Below are 16902 nucleotides of genomic sequence, written 5' to 3' on the forward strand. Positions count from 1 at the left end.
GTACAGCGATCCCGAACCCGGCACCGAACCGCCTACCAACCTCTATGGCCTCGCCGAGGACCTGCCCGAGACACCGGTTCCCGATGTCGTGCCCGGGACGTATCTGATCAACCACGACCGCCGCGTCTACCTCCTCGTTGAATCCACGTCCGACGAGGACGAGGTTCATCCCCTTCCCGCGCTCACTCTTGAAGGCGCCGACGGCGACATCGAGGACGAGCACGGCCAGATCGGGTCCTGGGCGCGCCAACGCATCAGCGTCGCCGACACCGCGCCCACCGGATACACCGAAGTCGAGTTCCGCGCCTGGTTCGACTGACCCACCGCCACCCCGCCCGCGGGTGCCGTAGCAGGCATCGCTCGCTGTCGGTTGGCGACGTCGTCTCCATCGGCGGTCGCCTGCGCGCCCGCCTGCGCGCCCGCCTGCGCGCCCGGCTGGGCGCCGATCGCGCCGCCGGGCTCAGCGCCGGCGGCGGTGGGGATCACCCGCGCTCCACCGGCTGATCCCCACCCGAAACTTCCGCATCACCCCCGCCTCTGCTCACCACTGCTGCACCCAGCCCGTACTTGCCCGCCCCCGCACATCGCCACCCCTCCCGCAACCCTTCCGCGCTCCCCTACACCTCCCCTTCGCTTCTCTCCGCCCATTTAAAAAGCAGACATCTGGCATCTCGGATAACGATCCGATAACGTCCGTGTCGATAGTTGTCCATCGTCGCCCAGAGTTGTCGAACCGAAGTAATTGCCCCTTGCGGCAACATAATTCATCGATGCCTCATGGAGGCATGGTCGCGACTATTCATCGAGTCGCCGCAGGAAACGGCTACCAATATTATCTGCGTCAAACCGCTGCCAACGACCGAACCGCTCGCGGGCGGTCATCGCTGTCGCAGTACTACTCCGATCATGGTGAAGCACCCGGACGCTGGCACGGCACCGGCCTGGGCGCCCTCGACCTCACGGCCGGGTCGGAAGTGACCGAGTCCCAGATGAAGTCACTGTTCGGGGAAGGTCTTCACCCGAACGCCGAGCAGATCAGGACCGAGGTCTACGCACGCCAGATCGCGCTCGGCGCAAGCGACCGTGACGCCACCCGAGCGGCCGAGAAGGCAACGAAACTGGGCAACAAGTTCGCCGCCTATGAGGTTCGTTCGGAGTATCGGAAACGTTGTTCTCAGGCCTACCGCGCACATAATTCAGCACGGAATATGGAGCCCACTGCCGCCATTTCCGATGACGAGCGTGCACGCATTCGCACACAAGTGGCGACTGAAATGTTCACTGACGAGTACGGTCGCGCACCATTGAACGCGAGAGAGTTGTCTGGTTGGGTCGCCAGAAACTCGCGTGTCAACCAGGCCGCGCTGGCCGGTCTCGAGATCACGTTCTCCCCGGTGAAGAGTGTTTCGGTGTTGTGGGCGTTGGCCCCACCGGAGATGGCGCGGCGGTTAGAGGCTGCCCACCAGCGCGCGATCCGTGATGCGTTGGCGTGGTTGGAACGCAACGCCGTGTTCACCAGGCTCGGCCGCAACGGCGTCCGTCACGCCGAGGTCGAAGGCATCGTCGCGGCTTGCTTCACCCATCGCGACAGCCGCGCAGGCGATCCCGACCTGCACACCCACGTCCTGGTCGCGAACAAGGTCCGCACCCTGGACGGCAAGTGGCGCACGATCGACTCGCGTTTGTTCCATGAAGCGGCCGTCACGGTCTCGGAGATCTATGACTCCCGCCTCGAGCACTACCTCGAACTCGCCCTCGGCCTGCAGTTCGAAACCCGCCCTGACCGCGATATCCACCAGGTCCCGGTCCGCGAAGTCATCGGTGTCCCGCTGGAACTGATCCATGCCTGGTCGCAACGAGGTACCGCGATCAACGCACGCTTGGACCGGCTCACCGCCGATTTCCAGGCAACCTTCGGCCGCGAACCCACCCCGGAAGAGGTCTACGGGCTCGCCGATCGAGCGACATTGGATACCCGCCCGGCCAAACACCTTCCGGAATCACACACCCAGCAACGGCAAACCTGGCTAGCCCAAGCCACCACGGTGCTCGGTGGCCGTGAACCCGTTGAAGCGGTGATGGTGGCCGCGATGTCGGTGCCACCGATACCACGGCCGGACCCCGATGCCGCGTTCATCGCCGCGACCGCCGAACGTGCGTTGGCCGCGGTGTCGGAGCGGCGCTCGACGTGGCGGCCGTTCAACCTGCGAGCCGAAGTCGAACGCCAGCTCCGCGGCCGGATCAGCCCCGCCGACTGGGCCTGGGTCCCCGACAAAGTCGTCGCCGCAGCACTCTCACCGCGGTCTACGATCGCGCGCGGTGATCCCGACCTCACCGAAGAACCCGGGCTACGCGCCGTGCCGACATGGTTGCGCCACCGCGACGGCACCCCGGTTCACGTTCGTCCGAACTCCCAGATCTACACCACCGAAACCACTCTCAGCGTCGAAGCCGCACTCATCGAACTGTCCATCGAGCCCGGCGCCCGCACCCTGGACCCCGACCTGCTCAACAGCGCGATCGCGGAATACAACACCGCGCATCCTGATCGGCCGCTCAATGCCGGCCAGGTCGGTGTCATCTCCTCCTTCGCCACATCCGGATTACGCGTGCATACTGCGAACGCTCCGGCCGGCACCGGCAAGACCACCGCTATGCAAGTCCTCACCAGCGCATGGCATTCCAGCGGCGGCACCGTCCTCGGAATGGCCCCCACCGCCGCGGCCGCCGCGGTTCTCGGGCAGTCGATCGGCACCCGCGCCGAAACCGTCGACAAGCTACTCGACGTCATCAACCGCCACACCGTCCGCGCGGATTCGCCCACGAACGTGCGGGATCATCCGCCCTCGTTGCCGCAGTGGGTCCTCGATATCGACAACACGACGCTGGTGATCGTCGACGAGCACGTCAAACTCGGCAACGCCAAACGGCTGCAGCTGCTGCAGTTCCTGTCCCGACGCGGGGCCACGGTGCGCTGCATCGGCGACGACAAACAACTGCCCGCGATCGACGCCGGTGGCGCCGACGCCGACATGAACGCCGCATCCCCCGAACAAACCCTGACGCTGTCACACGTCGTCCGGTTCGCCTCCACCGGCGAAGCAACCGCGTCGATCGGGCTGCGCGAGGGCGACCCAGCCGCGCTGGCCTGGTATCTGGACAACAACCGCATCCACGCCGGGCACACCGGATCGGTCTACGACGACACCTACACAGCCTGGGCCGCAGACAGTGTCGCCGATCGGGACGCGGTCATGTTGGCGCCCACCCACGAGGTCGTGACCGCGCTCAACGCACGCGCCCGCGCCGACAGACTCACCCGAACCGGCACGAAACCGGAGGCGGAAGTTGTCCTCGCGGACGGTCTTTGCGGCTCTGTCGGTGACATCGTGCGCACCCGACGCAACAACCCGACGCTGCGTTTCGGCGACACCGACTGGGTCCGCAACGGCTACTCCTGGACCATCACCGCCGTCCACGAGGACGGTTCAGTGACGGTGTCGCACCGACGCGGCGGCAGCGACAGCGACACAACCGTCCGGCTTCCGGCCGAGTACGTGCGCGCCCATGTGCATCTGGGGTATGCCGCGACGATCGATTCCGCGCAGGGAATCACCGCCGACACCTGCCATGTCGCGTTGTCCGGGCGTGAATCCCGCCAACAGTTCTATGTCGCGATGACCCGCGGGGTCCACGCCAACCATGCCTACCTCGCGACCGCCCTCGACGGCGCCGAAGGCTCGATCTACACCGAACCCGCCGTCTACCCACGCACCGCGGTCGAAGTATTGCAGCGTGTCTTGGCGCGCGACGGGGCACAGAAATCCGCGCACACCGAACTTCGCGACGCCCTGGATCCGGCACTGCGCATCGGGCGGGCGGTCGATATCTACCTCGACACCCTCGGCCTGACTGCCGAACAGGCCCTCGGCAGCGAGCGTCTCACAGAACTCGACCATGCTGCCGACACCATCCACCCCGACCTGACCGACAGCCCCGCCTACCCGGTCCTGCGTCAACATCTGGCCTTGATCGCCCTCACCGGCGCCGACCCCGTCGCCGCTCTCCGCGCCGCCGCAGATAAGCGGGAACTCGATACCGCCGATGATCTCGCTGCGGTGCTGGACTGGCGACTGGACCCGACCGGCGCCCATTCTGCCGGCACCGGACCACTGTCCTGGACGCCGGGACTACCCCACGGCGTCACCGATCAGGCCCTCGCCGAACCTGTTCGGGCCCGTGAGCGAATTGTGGCCGCTCTTGCCGAACAAATCAGGGACACCGCGCGAGGGTGGACACCGGCCACCGCACCCGCGTGGGCTCGCCCACTGCTCGGGACCGATCCCTCGTTGCTCGGCGAACTCGCTGTGTGGCGGGCCGGACTCGGGGTCCCCGACACCGACACCCGACCCACCGGACCCGACCGCTACACCGACCTCGAACGCCTGCACCAGAAACGTCTGCAACAACGCGTCATCGACGCCTACGGTGACCCAGCGCTGCCACGCAATCAGTGGGCCGAGGTCGTCGACGACATCGATGCTCGAATCAGCACCGACACCTTGTGGCCGGTCGTGGCCGGCAAAATCGACCTCGCCGACCGCGCCGGACTCGACATCACCACCCTGCTAACCGACGCTGCGGCCCAACGACCACTACCTGACGAGATGCCCGCTGCGGCCTTGTGGGCGCGCCTGGAACTGGAACCATCCGCCCTCGACACCACCGGCACCGACCCTCTCCACCCCGACTGGTTACCCGACCTCGAAGCTGTCCTCGGCACCGACACCGCCGAACAGCTCACCACCGAACCGGCCTGGCCTCGGGTCGTCGCCGCCGTCGAACGCGCCACCAAATCCTGGTCACCCCGCGATCTGCTCTTCACCGCCTACGAACTACTCCAAGGCGCCCAGCCCGACGATGCCGCACCGCTGCGTCCCGACCAACTCGCGGCGGCACTGGCCTGGCGCATCGACGCACTGCACCACCACACCCCGACACCGCCACCGCCTGCCCAACACGCCGGGGAGGCAGCGCCTGCGCCGAGCACACCGGACGTCGAAAGCGAGTTCACGGTCACCGTCGCTACAGTCGAGCGGGCCGAGCACGAAGCCGAGGACGCTCCTGTCGCTGCCGCTGTCAGCGAACCTGCCGAGGGGGACCTCCCCGCCGGCATCGACCGTATCGCCGAATTGTTCGCGACCGGGCGAGTCGCCGACGCTGTCGCTGCGTTCCGCACCTTCAACACCGGACTAGTCGACGACGAACAAGCGGTCCTCACCGCTATCTCGGAAACGCTGTACCAGTACAGCTTCCCCGTCGCACAAGCCCGACTCCGCTGGGCTGCACAGCTATTCCCCCAACACAAAGCGCTGATCCAGGCGTGCACACCCACGACAGATCCACACGTCTTCCGCCGTGACACCGAACCCGACCACAACCGCACCCAGCCCGCCTACAACCACCGCGAACGCTTCGACCCCACCATCACACCGGCTGCTGTTGACCCGATTAAGGCCGCAGGCAACGACGTGGTCGATACCTATCTCGCCGACCCTGACACCCTCGACCGCCGCGATCCGACGTCGACGACCACCGCCCGGGCGGCATCGGGTGGGCTTCCGATCGACTACGACCGGGCCGCGATACCCGTCATCGTTGGCCTGCCGTGTGTCGATTGCAGCATCGAACGTCCCGGCAACGCCAGCTCTCCCGTGCCCCCCAGAATCTCCGACGACGGCCTGTGCCACGACTGCCGCGACAACGAGCGCCCAGGCATCCCCGAACACAACCCGGCAGAACACCTCACCGCACGATGCGCCCACATCACCGAGACACACCCTGCGCCTGCGGCTTTGGCGATGCTGCGCCGCGACTGGCGCACACTCGACCCGCCCAGGCGCGCACTCATCGAGCAATGGCTGACCGACAACCCGCTCACCGAACAACCACTTCCTGTCCTCGCCCCGCTGCAACGTCTCTCCGACCGCGCCCTGGCCGAGGCGATCGACGGACTTACCCAGCGGCTCAGCAACATCGCAACAGAAGCCGAAATCTTCGCGCCGATTCGGCAGGACGACCTCCATGCGCCACCAGACCCGAGCGTGGCCGAACACCGACAAGCCGCCGAGGACGCACAACTGGCCGCCCGCCAGCACGCCCATGAACTCGACACCGCTATCCGAGGCCTCCACGCAACCGCAGCCGCACTCGACACCTCGCGGGAGGAACTCGACGCCCTGCCAGTGACGCGCCGCCGCCAGCGCAAGGCCCTGCAAGAACGCATCAACACCTTGGTCCGCGAACACCGTGGACGCAGCGACGCGCACGAACAGATTCGCAGCGCCGCACGGGCCGCGAACCGTCACGCCAACGAGCTGCTTGCCCTTGCCGAACGCACCGCCGCCGAGGACGAAAGCCGCCGTCTCGCGGAACAGACACGCGCAACCAGCAGCACTACGAACGAACGCGGACAAGTAGCCGCGGCACTACAAAGTGGGCTGGGTGCCGAACTCGCCGACCACCGTGCAGAACAACAAAGAAGACAAGGGCTTTCACACCGGCAGCGACGTCTCGAGGAACGTGCCCGTGCCGAACATGTGACCACGGCAGAGGATTTCAGCTCATACGGGTTCACGCACCTAGACGGGAACAAGCCGAGTCCAGGGCCGGACCTCGGTCGATGACCACACAATCTTGCGGTAGCCGAGCGAGGGTGTGGCCTTGGATCGCGGCCTGGTTTCCCGGAAGTGGAAAGACCTCAGCGGTCTCGCCGGACATCCGATGCGACGACGACCAAGGTGTCCCCGGAATCTCCGCAAGCTTGCCGAGTCAAGGCTCAGCAATCAGGATTGCCTGGTGCTCCCAGGCTGTACTACACAGGACCGCTGACCCGAATGACCAACTTCACCGAACGAGAGCGCAACGGCAATCGAGCCTGCCCCCTCCGGCAGGTATTCGATTCCGGAATTCTCCTGCGACGAATACCCGTTCCGATCGACGAACCAAGGAGCTGCACAACCGCCGGGCGCGGTATTGCCGCCGAACGGCAGGACATTCCCGGGCTGCCAGATCACCGATCCGCCGCGCGTGGAACCATCTCGGACAGGGCCGTCGGGCTACAGCGTGTGTATGGTGCCGACGACCCTCTGTCCAGCCGAGGGCACCGTCGTACCCCATTCCACTGGCGCCACAATCCACGCGCCCGCCGTACCGCTCGTGGCGTGCGAGCCTGAGGTGAGGCCGCACGAGGAAGACGTTCAGCGATCTCGCGTTCCAGGCCTCCCGTTTTCGGCGATGACGTAAGCCAATTCGGTCAGCTCGTGCGGTCCCCGATCGCCTGCGCACTCGTCGCAAATATTGATCATCCGGCCGCCCAGCGGGGCTGCGAAAGCCGGTAGGCCGGTGTCTTGCTCGAGCTCTTCATCCCACTCGATGGTGGTCTCCAACTGACATACGTCGCATGCCCAGGGTTGTTCATCCGTGTCGTTCGTCATTCCACAACGCTACGCCGTGAGATTAGGCAGATCGACCCGAAATCTGCAGTGCCACACAGCGGTTGAAACCTGATCAGATTTCATATATGGCGAGCCAGTACTCCCGCAATTGTCACTGAACCAGATCAAGGGTTGACTGCGGTCGACCAACGTGTAGCCGCGTGCTCGCGTGGTGACTGGAAAGCGTGCAGGAGAGACAGGTTCACCCACGTGTCCCTGCTCGAGGGATCGGAGTATCGGCCAGTACAGCTGCTAAGAGCTGACTAGTAATGTGCGCAAAAACGATTAGGCAGCCGACGCTTGTTCCGTGAACCAGTACACTGCTTCGTCGACGAGAACATCTCCTACCGAGGCGTGTTCGGCAACCACCACCCAGCCCCAGCGCAGACCGCCTCAGTACGTCCCGGCATGGCCGACAGCTGATCCTTTGCACCCGCCAGGCTCGATGCACTGTGCAGCTCGGGGGGTTCTCGTTTCGCGCGGGCAGTCGCTGCACCTTAGTCGGTCGGCTAGCGCGCAGCTTTGATGGCAAGCGTGAGAGCAGAGCTGACAGCGTCTTCTGGCGAAGTGGCGCGCGTAGATTCTGGAACTTCTCTCCCATCGGAGGTAATGATGCGCCACCCTCCGATGGACACGATAGGAACGCCGCCTCTGCGGTTGGCCAGCGCAAGTTCGGAGAGGGTGCCCCATGATCCGCCGATGACGATCACCGCATCAGCCGACTCGACGATGATGGAGTTTCTAGCTTCACCCATGGCGGTGTAGAGGACGGCGGTCAGGCCGTCGCAGACCCTTGTTCGGTCGGTGTCAGGGCGGACGCCGATGACGATGCCTCCTGCGGAAGAGGCGCCTTCGGCTACGGCGGCCATGACGCCGGTTCCACCGCCGCAGATGACGGTGGCGCCTTCTTCCGCAAGGAGTTGTCCGATTCGGGTTGCGTGCTGGGCATCTTCGGCGGTGCAGTCGCGGGGTCCGCACACGGCGACCTGCAGCTGGGGCACGTCAGTCTCTCTCTGCGGTGTAGGTGGTGAAGAGTTCGATCTGTTGAGTCATATCACGGGCGGTGCTGGTCTGGGCTGCGAGTGCGTGCAGTTCGGTTCCTGCGCTGACGACGCGACCGACGATCGGGGTTGTCCGGAGTTCGACGGGAAGGTCAAGGACTCGAGTGATGCGGTAGTGCGCGGCGTCGGCATCGCCGAGCGCCAGGTGCGCGCGGGCGGCATCGAGTTCGGCAGCTGCCCGGAATTCCGCTGGTGAGGAGTCGGCAAGGAGGTCGAGTGCGTTTTCGGCGAGTTCCAGAGCGAGGGTGTTGTGTGTTCGTCCGCCGATAGCGAGGTGGACTTCGGATCCGTAGTAGAGAGCTTTCGCGGGATCGAAGTGCATGACGCCGGGCTCACTGGCGTTGGGGTGAACGTTGGGGGCGAGGTCCAAAGCGAGGTCGAGGGCTGCCATGGCGGCAGCAGTGTTTCCGCGGGCGGCCTGGGCGCGGGCGAGCTGGCTGGCGAGCCGCAGTCGTGTGGAGTGGTCACTGGACTTGGCGAGGCCGTTCTCGGCGAAGTACACCGCTTGGCCGAAGTCGTTGTTCCAGTAGGCCACGTTCGCTTGGATCCAGGAGACGTAGGCACGCAGGTGTTGGTCTTCGGCGAAGTCTGCTGCGAGTTGGGCGGTTCGCGCGTGGGTCTCAGCCGCGCTGGTTCGGCCGAGGTCGGCACAGGCGTGCGCCAGCAGCGCGCAGACTTGGCCGGCGAGCAGGTACAGCGTGGCCGCGGTTCGCGGACGCTGCCGTGGGGCGTCGAGTAGCTGGAAGACTTCTCGGCGGGTCCGGTTGAGCTCGGGGATGAGGGTGATCGGCGGCTTCACCAAATAGTCGACGGCGTGCTGGCCCACCTCGAACCGGAGCTGGTCGAGCACGACGGGATCGACGCCAGTGGTGCTGCGTTTGATCCACTGTGCGGACTCGTCCGTACTCATCGCGATCTCCTGGTCCAAGCTCTCGGTGATGTCGGGTTGCAGCCCTTCCATCATCGGTTGGGGCACCGCGATCAGGCTCTCGAAGGGCATGTGCCAGACCTTCTCGGCGATGCGGCGTGACGCGGGTTGGGCGGCCGGCACATCTCCAGCCATCCAACGTCGTAGTTGCCGTTCCGACAAGGTTGCGGATTCGCGATGCCGCTTTGCTATGTCATTGAAGTGGCGGCACCACTCGGGCACGGTGCGGTTTCCCTGCCGAATGAGCTGCTCGAGGACAGTGCGTGGATCTGGCATAGCCATATTCCCCACCTTTGCTTTCGGTATGTCCACGGTATGCGTTGTGCCCCAGGACAACTAGTGGCTACGCGCGGACGTCCGAGAAAAGTCCGGCAAAAGTCCGGTTGGCGACATTGTGACGTCCGTGCCTGGTGAGTGACGCTCATCTCGTGCTCGGCACCGGGCCCGCGCCATCGGACCACCCCGCGATGGCTGCACAACCGACGCGCCCTTCCGGACCCCCGCCGCACGGGGCAGCGCCTCGGTGCCGAGCACATCGAGTTGGTCGGCGACCAAGGAGGCAGCGAATGCGAAGGCTCGATGACCTCGCGGTGTGCGAGGAGAGCGACCGTGACTGCACCGACCCGGGCTCGTTCGCGTCCTACAACGAGGCGTACTCGGCACTGAAACTGCACGACGCACACGGCCCTCAGTGTCAGCGGCACTTGGCCGCAACCGCTTTCGTCGCCGCCGAGCACGACTGAGTCGCCACGGCGAGGCCTAGGTAGAGACGAGGAACAGATGCCCACCACAGACCTGTCCGCCTGCCCGCCTGAGTCAGAACCACCACCGCCGAAGTTCGGCTCGTCGGGAAGGTCCCTGCGATGACGAGGATGATCGGGTACTTTCGCGAGGCGCTGGTGCACCCGGATGACGTTCTGGTGGTGGAGCATCAACTGCAGCGCGCCGCGTCGGCGGTCGGGGCGCCGCTCCTCCAGGAGGAGATCAAACGCGAGCCAGCACCGACGAGGAACCCGCTGTGGTCGTTGATGGAGACGTTGGACCGGCGCCACGACACCATGCTCGTGCGGACCGTGACCGACCTGGCAGCACGCGATCGGGTCGACCTTCGGCCGCTGATGGGCGGGCCGGCCAGCTACCGTGTGCTGTGGGCGGCGGTCGAGCAGCTGCACTCCGGCGAGGGCGGCTACATCGTCGTTCCGAGCATGACCCACCTCGAAGGTCTGGTCGTCTCGCGGCCCGTGCTCATGCGACAAATCGCTGACCTGCATCCTGCGGTCGGGATCTTGGATGCCAGCAACGCCGACCACCTCGCTGTCGGCGCGAATACTGTGGTCATCGGCGAGTTCCAGGTGCCCCCGGTTCCGCTGGCCGAGGATATTGCCAGCACCAATGCGCGCGCTCGGATCGGCCGTGCCGGGCTGGCCGACCTGGCACCCGCGGTGGACCTCCTGGTCCGCAAGTTGGTTGGCACGGTGACCGAGAAGGACCACTTCTCCGGGCAAGGCCATCTGTTGACGATCCGCATCCATCGCGATCTCGCAGCGAGCACGCTGGTTGTTACCTGTCTCGACACCAGGGACTTCGCAGAAGTCCCACCACACCGAGCGGTGGTGGAGGCCTGCGCGCCTGGACGGATCGCGCGGACGCGCTGGGGGACGTCGGGAACGGCGACGCGGTGCGAGCTTCTGTTGCCGGGCGCTCAGCAATCGGAGCCGCTATCGGCGACGGCCCGGTGAGCGCGATGCAGGTGCACCTCAAGGTGGCGTTTCCGGGCGCTCATCACCGAGAGCGAGTCGTCTTCGACTATCGCGCCGAACGTGAGGTAGCGGAGGCGTTCGCAGCGGATATGACGCGCTGGCACAGCGCCGTGCTCGTCACCATTGATCGAGCGGTAACAGCGACGATGCGCAGACTTCCATGCCACAGGCTCTACGAAGGTGGCGGATGAGCGCATTGAGACCAGGACCTACGGACTGCCGGATCCCAGCCACAGAAGTCGTTGGCGCAGTGCCGTGCTCGCCACTGTCGCTCGGGCAGCAGGTGCAATGACACCTCGGCTGCCCGGCCTGAACTCGATGAGGCTCGACCGCGATGAATGACCCCGATGAACACCAGCTGCCGCACCGCGAGGCACAGAAGATTCCGCCTGCGCGGGTTGATTGCGGAATCGTCAGGGATCCAAGCCTTTTGGGGGCAGTCCTGACGGGGCTGCGAGAAACCTTTCGATACGAGACCAGCACCTAGGCCGAGTAGGTTGCTCCAAGCCGGTTCATCTCACTCCAACTTTCCGGGCGAGAGAAACATCGTGCAGCTAAACAAAGAAAGCGAGTTGTTTACGAGACCCTGAATTGCAGTCCTGAATATCGACGGTGAGGCACGGAAAGCCTTGCACCGCGATTAGGCGTATCCGGTTCAGCGAGCATGCTGGACCGGCATTGGCCGTGCATAGACCATGCGTTTGAGATGTCAAGGGCTACAACAACTTTCGACAGATTTTTGCTGACAGAGGCGGTGCAGGTATGCCACCATCATTGGCGTCAGATCGACTCGGACGATTTCGGAGGGGGTGATTCTGATGACCAAGTGGGTCGCAGGCGGAGCCTGATCTCAGAAGGCCGGCGACGCCCGGCCGAGTTTGATGTCTGTCGGCGTCCAGCATTGCCGCTGGGCGCCGACAGGTAATTTTCCTGAACTGTTTTTCCGTTCATTCCAGCTACCGGAGCGAGGTTTTCTGATGCTTCCGTTCGAGTCATTTTCTTATCCCTTTTTCGATCTGAGCACTTCTGCGGATCATCGGGCGCTGGTGGCTTCTCACCTGTCGACGCCGGATGTCGCGATCCCTGCCGATCACACGCGCGGGCTCAAGGCGTTGTACGTGCACATTCCGTTCTGCGACAGCCTGTGCACGTTTTGCCCGTTCGTGAAGTGGGTCGGTACCCCCGAGCGGGTGGCGACGTTCCTGGCCGCGCTGCAAGTAGAGCTGGAAACCCTCGGGGCGACGCCGCGGATGCAGGGTTGGGTCTTCGACAGTGTCTACATCGGCGGCGGGACGCCGTCGGTGCTGTCGGTGGAGCAGATCGCTGCGTTGATGGCGCAGATCCGCGCGAACTTCACCCTGGCCGCGGATGCGGAGATCTCCTTCGAGTTCGAGGTGAAGTCGGTGTCGCCAGAGAAGTTCGCCGCCCTGGCCGAACTGGGCGTCACGCGGGTGAGTTTCGGCGTGCAGTCCTTCGACCCCGAGATCAGGGACATGGTGCACATCACCGCCACCCTCGACCAGGTCCACGACGCGATCGGCTGGGCCGGTGAGCATTTCACCAATACCAACCTCGACATGATGACCGGTTTCCCTGGTCAGGACCATGCGCACGCACGCCGGGATGCTCGGCTCGCCGCAGAATCGGGTGTGGGCAGTGTGTCGATGTACCCGGTCGACTACTGCATGACCCTGCCGGGGTGGCAGGACCGTATCCGCTCGGGCGAGCTGCCGCGCCCCGCGCTGCTGGATGAGCGGTCGCGGATGTTCCACGAGGCTCGCGCCGCGCTGCTCGAGTCGATGGGCGAGCAGAACATGTACTGCTTCGGCCCGGCGGACGCGCCGGCGACGAAGTACATGTTCTCCACGCTCTACGGCGGTTACCGCGACGAGGCAGTCGGGGTGGGACCGGGCGCCTACAGCTTCATCCGGGGTTTGGCCTGGATGAACGACGCCGACGAGCGGCACTATGCCAAGATCGCGGGCGCCGGGCTGCTGCCGATCACCCGCTCCTCGGTCTACCACGCCTACGAGAAGGGCTTGGTGTTCTTCCCGAAGCGGCTCACCTTCGACATGCGCGACCTGCAGGTGTTGGACCTGGACAAGGTCTACGGCGAGCGGATCGAGCGCATCGTGGACGCCGGGCACGCCGAGATCAGCGGTGACGTGCTGCGGCTGACCGAACCGGGCAAGCTGGTCTACAGCGAGCTGATGGCGCACTTCTTCGCCGACCCGCAGCAGCGGCTCTACCACCGCATCGTCGACCGGCTCTCCCAGCAGGTCGGTGTCATCGACGAGACCGAGTGGAAGGCCGGCGCCGACCGGGTCGCCGCGATGGGCGCGACCAACGCCCTGCCGGGCGCGTCGAGCCGGACCCGCCACAAGCGCCTCCCCCTCGTCACGGCTGCCCCGTGACCGGCGACCCGTACTTCTCCCGGCTCCTGGACGCGCTGACCGCGCCTGAAGCCGGATACGTGCGCGCCAGCACCCCGGCCGCGGCCGGGAGCGGCCCGGACTTCGCGGTCGGGGAGGCCCGGTACCCGATGCCCGCCGAGGTGCGTGAGCGCCTGGCCGAGCAGGCGCGCGGCATGGACCGGTTCTGGTATTCCGATCCCCGTGGGGAGGCCGGACTGCGCGCCATCTATCTGCGCGATCTGGTGGGTGGCGAGGCCGACCCGGACACGGTGCTGGTGACCGCGGGAGGCAAGGAGGCCGCAGCCCTGGCGGTGCGGTTCGCGCTGCATCAGCAGGGCGGCGGACCGGTGCTGATCCCCACGCCCGGATGGGAGCCCTACCGGTTCTGGGTCGAGGCGGCCGGTGCCGAGGTCCGTAGCTATGACCCGTCGGCCATGGCAGCCGACCCGTCGCGGTTGCGGGCTCTGATCGACGAGTGCGATCCACGGCCGCGGGTGCTGGTGCTGAACTACCCGCACAACCCCACCGGCACCTCGCTCTCGCAGGCGGTGATGGATGAGCTGATCGCCGTCGCGACGGTGTACGGGGTGTCGGTGGTCTCCGACGAGGTGTACCGCAGCTTCGGGCCGGCGCCGGTGAGCGCGGCGCGGGCGCTCGCGTTCGACCCGCAGCGTCACCTCGTGGTCGACTCGATCTCGAAGTGGTGCGCGGCTGCTGGGCTGCGCGTCGGATTCGTGCACGCCGAGCGCCGAGTCGTCGACGCGCTGACCGCGGTGCGCGCGGCCTCGGCCTCGTGCACCAGCGTGCTCACCCAGGCATTCGCCGCCAACCTGCTGACCGATTCGGCCGCCACCACCTGGCTCGTGCAGCTGCGCCGCCAGGTGGCCGCCGACCGCACGGACACCGCGGTCGCACTGGGCGAGGCCGGGATCGACGTCGTGTCCCATGGCGGGCTCTACCTGTGGTGCAAGACCCCGGACCCAGCCGCCCTGCCCGCCCGAGACGGGACCGCGGTGGCGGGCGCGCGGGTGAGCGGGGGCGCGGGTTTCGGTGCGCCGGAACACTTTCGGGTGTGCCCGGCGCGGGCCGCGCTGGATCCGGTCGCGGCGGCGGCCGCGGTCGTCGAGACGTTGGGGACCTGGTGATGTTCGATCACTTCGCTGCGCCGCCGTTCCCGGCTACCGAGCCCCTGGCCGCGCTGCTGGATGTGACCCTGCGTGACGGCGGGTTCGAGGTCAATTTCGATTGGCCCGTCGACCACTTCGCGATGGTCACCGCGGCAGCCGGTGCTGCCGGTGTCGAGATCGTGGAGCTGGGCTACCTCGGTGGTGTCCCGCTCGAGCACAGTGTCGCTCGCGCCGGTATCGGCGCCTACCTGACCCCGGAGCACGTCGCCGGCGCCCGCCACGACGGGCTCACCCTGGCCGCGATGGTGCATCCCAGCGCACTGGCACAGCCGATCGACCTGGAGGCCTACGCGGCGGCCGGGCTGGGCATGGTCCGGCTCGTCTACCACCCGGCCTGGGCATCGGCGATCGCCGCGCTGGCCGGCCAGGCGCGCCGCCACCGCCTGGCGGTCGCGGTGAATCTCGCCCTCGCCTCGCGCTACACCGCGACCGAGCTGGGCGATCACGCGGCGCGCATCGTCGAAGACATCGCCCCCGACGTCGTCTACGTCGCCGACACCTGCAGCGCGCTGATGCCGGGACAGGTCGGTGACCTCGTGCAGGGGCTGGTCGCGACCCTGGACGCCGAGATCGGGTTCCACGCCCACGATTTTGTGAACCTGGCCTACGCCAACGCTCTCGCCGCGGTGGAGGCGGGGGCGAGCTACCTGGATGTGTCGCTGCTCGGGCTGGGCCGTGGCGGGGGGAACCTGGTTGCCGAGCCGCTGCTGCTGCGTCACCGGCTGCCCGAGGCCGACCCGGCGGCGGCCGCGCTGCTGCTGGGGTGCCGGTCCCAGCTCGCCGCGACGACCGGTCGCCGCGCCGGGTCGCTGCTGGCGCCGGTGTGCGCGACACTGAACCTGTCGCCGGTCGAGGAACAGGCGCTGTCCCAGTTCGCCGCCGAGGTCCACCTCGACGATGACACCGCCGCGCTGTGGCTGCTCACCCAGGCCCGGCGGGTGCCCGGCCTGCGGGTGCCCGACCTGCGCGCCCACTGGCAGCACGAGGATCTGGCGGCGCGGCGATGAGCGCCCCGATCAGCCACCGCGCGGCCGCGCTGAGCGCCCATAGCTACGACGACTTCCCTTGCGAGGCTGGCCACCTCGACATGCGCGGCGACAACTCGCCCCCGTTGACGGCGGAGTTCGCCCGCCCGATCGCGCTGCCGACCCTTGCGGCCGCGGGTTACGGCGATATCCGCGGCGAGCTTCGGTTGCGCACGGTGCTTGGCGAGCTGTTCGGGGTGTGCCCGGACCAGGTGATGGTCACCGGGGGAGGCAGTGAAGCGCTGTGGTTGGCGATGGCCTGCGTCAGCGATTACTCCGGCTTCATCCGGGTTCCCAGGCCCGGCTTTCCCGGATTCGAGCAGCTGGCTCGGCTGCTCGGGCTGCGGGTGCTGCCCTACGGGCCCGGTGCTGTACCGGGCCGCGGCCGCATCCCCGTGGTGGTCTGCACCCCGCACAATCCGACCGGAATCGTCACCGCACCGAACGCGGCCGGCGCCGGCGCCGGTTGGGTGATCTGGGATCTGTCACACATGAGCACCGCTGGCCACGACCTGGCCGAGTTCACCGCAGGGTTCGGGACCGGTGATATTGCGGTGTTCAGCCTGTCGAAGCTGCTGCGGCTGCCCGGTGCCCGGGTGGGCTGCCTGGTGGTACGTGACCCGGAGCTGTTGGCCGCGCTCACACGAGCCAAGACCCATACCTCGATGTCGACGAGCTGCCTGGCCCAGGGCCTGGCGCTGCGGGTGCTCCAGGACGCCGGCGTGCGCCACGAACTGATCATGCGGGCCAAGGTGTTCGCCGATCACCGTGCCCAGCTGCTCGACGCAGTGGCCGCGGCGTCGAAGCTGCGGGCGGTCGCTGCCGTCGACGGCACCCACCTCTACCTCGAGACCACCGACGGCGGCAACGGGTGGGAGCGGCTGGCCGGGTGCGGGGTGATCGGGATCCCCGGCACCGTGTTCAACGGCAGCGCCCGCGAGGTCCGGCTCTGCATCGCCCAGCCCCAGGAGGTCATCGATGCCGCCGCTGCCCGGGTGACCGCCCTGTGACCGGCCCACACCGCCACGGTG

The 16902-nt window shown here is 66.7% G+C and carries 10 protein-coding genes and 1 pseudogene; 8 read left to right on the forward strand and 3 right to left on the reverse strand.

Annotation, left to right across the window (positions count from 1 at the left end):
* Positions 1 to 319 (forward strand): annotated as a pseudogene (locus tag QH270_RS22735) (hypothetical protein); the annotation flags it as partial.
* A 466-nt stretch (positions 320 to 785) separates the two neighbouring features.
* Positions 786 to 6686, forward strand: coding sequence for a MobF family relaxase (gene mobF, locus QH270_RS22740; protein ID WP_280345931.1), 5901 nt, complete (start codon positions 786 to 788; stop codon positions 6684 to 6686).
* 573 nt (positions 6687 to 7259) lie between these two features.
* Here mobF and QH270_RS22745 read toward each other — a convergent pair.
* The 3 genes from QH270_RS22745 to QH270_RS22755 all read right to left on the reverse strand — a co-directional run bounded on the left by QH270_RS22745 (position 7260) and on the right by QH270_RS22755 (position 9767).
* Complete coding sequence (locus QH270_RS22745) at positions 7260 to 7496, reverse strand: hypothetical protein (RefSeq protein WP_280345934.1); 237 nt, start codon at positions 7494 to 7496, stop codon at positions 7260 to 7262.
* Positions 7497 to 8005: 509 nt separating this feature from the next.
* Positions 8006 to 8497 carry an LOG family protein gene (locus QH270_RS22750; RefSeq protein WP_245655434.1) on the reverse strand — a complete coding sequence of 164 codons (492 nt, stop codon included), beginning with the start codon at positions 8495 to 8497 and terminating at the stop codon, positions 8006 to 8008.
* Position 8498: 1 nt separating this feature from the next.
* Positions 8499 to 9767, reverse strand: coding sequence for a hypothetical protein (locus QH270_RS22755; RefSeq protein ID WP_280345938.1), 1269 nt, complete (start codon positions 9765 to 9767; stop codon positions 8499 to 8501).
* A gap of 284 nt (positions 9768 to 10051) precedes the next feature.
* Between QH270_RS22755 and QH270_RS22760 the strand changes: the two genes are divergently transcribed.
* The 6 genes from QH270_RS22760 to QH270_RS22785 all read left to right on the forward strand — a co-directional run bounded on the left by QH270_RS22760 (position 10052) and on the right by QH270_RS22785 (position 16881).
* On the forward strand, positions 10052 to 10228 hold the full coding sequence (locus tag QH270_RS22760) for a hypothetical protein (protein WP_157104996.1): 177 nt from the start codon (positions 10052 to 10054) through the stop codon (positions 10226 to 10228).
* A 120-nt stretch (positions 10229 to 10348) separates the two neighbouring features.
* On the forward strand, positions 10349 to 11224 hold the full coding sequence (locus QH270_RS22765; protein WP_280345943.1) for a hypothetical protein: 876 nt from the start codon (positions 10349 to 10351) through the stop codon (positions 11222 to 11224).
* Between the two features lie 1067 nt (positions 11225 to 12291).
* A complete protein-coding gene (locus tag QH270_RS22770) occupies positions 12292 to 13659 on the forward strand; it encodes a coproporphyrinogen-III oxidase family protein (protein ID WP_067641660.1) in 1368 nt (455 codons plus the stop codon).
* Positions 13656 to 14804, forward strand: a complete 1149-nt coding sequence (locus QH270_RS22775; RefSeq protein WP_067641663.1) for a pyridoxal phosphate-dependent aminotransferase — start codon at positions 13656 to 13658, stop codon at positions 14802 to 14804. The genes QH270_RS22770 and QH270_RS22775 overlap by 4 nt, the downstream gene beginning before the upstream one ends.
* The gene (locus QH270_RS22780) at positions 14804 to 15853 is read left to right on the forward strand and encodes a hypothetical protein (protein ID WP_067641664.1); all 1050 of its coding nucleotides are present in this window, start codon (positions 14804 to 14806) and stop codon (positions 15851 to 15853) included. The genes QH270_RS22775 and QH270_RS22780 overlap by 1 nt, the downstream gene beginning before the upstream one ends.
* Positions 15850 to 16881: a pyridoxal phosphate-dependent aminotransferase gene (locus tag QH270_RS22785; RefSeq protein ID WP_280345955.1), complete on the forward strand. Its 1032-nt coding sequence runs from the start codon at positions 15850 to 15852 to the stop codon at positions 16879 to 16881. The genes QH270_RS22780 and QH270_RS22785 overlap by 4 nt, the downstream gene beginning before the upstream one ends.
* Positions 16882 to 16902: the final 21 nt, after the last annotated feature.

Source organism: Nocardia neocaledoniensis (assembly GCF_029868625.1).
Taxonomy (GTDB): Bacteria; Actinomycetota; Actinomycetes; order Mycobacteriales; family Mycobacteriaceae; genus Nocardia; species Nocardia neocaledoniensis_A.

Bases quoted from the DNA above. Each gene is read 5' to 3' on its own strand.
- QH270_RS22760 (WP_157104996.1), top strand. From the start codon at position 10,052: ATGCGAAGGCTCGATGACCTCGCGGTGTGCGAGGAGAGCGACCGTGAC.
- QH270_RS22755 (WP_280345938.1), bottom strand. From the start codon at position 9,767: ATGGCTATGCCAGATCCACGCACTGTCCTCGAGCAGCTCATTCGGCAG.
- QH270_RS22765 (WP_280345943.1), top strand. From the start codon at position 10,349: ATGACGAGGATGATCGGGTACTTTCGCGAGGCGCTGGTGCACCCGGAT.
- mobF (WP_280345931.1), top strand. From the start codon at position 786: ATGGTCGCGACTATTCATCGAGTCGCCGCAGGAAACGGCTACCAATAT.
- QH270_RS22785 (WP_280345955.1), top strand. From the start codon at position 15,850: ATGAGCGCCCCGATCAGCCACCGCGCGGCCGCGCTGAGCGCCCATAGC.
- QH270_RS22745 (WP_280345934.1), bottom strand. From the start codon at position 7,496: ATGACGAACGACACGGATGAACAACCCTGGGCATGCGACGTATGTCAG.
- QH270_RS22780 (WP_067641664.1), top strand. From the start codon at position 14,804: ATGTTCGATCACTTCGCTGCGCCGCCGTTCCCGGCTACCGAGCCCCTG.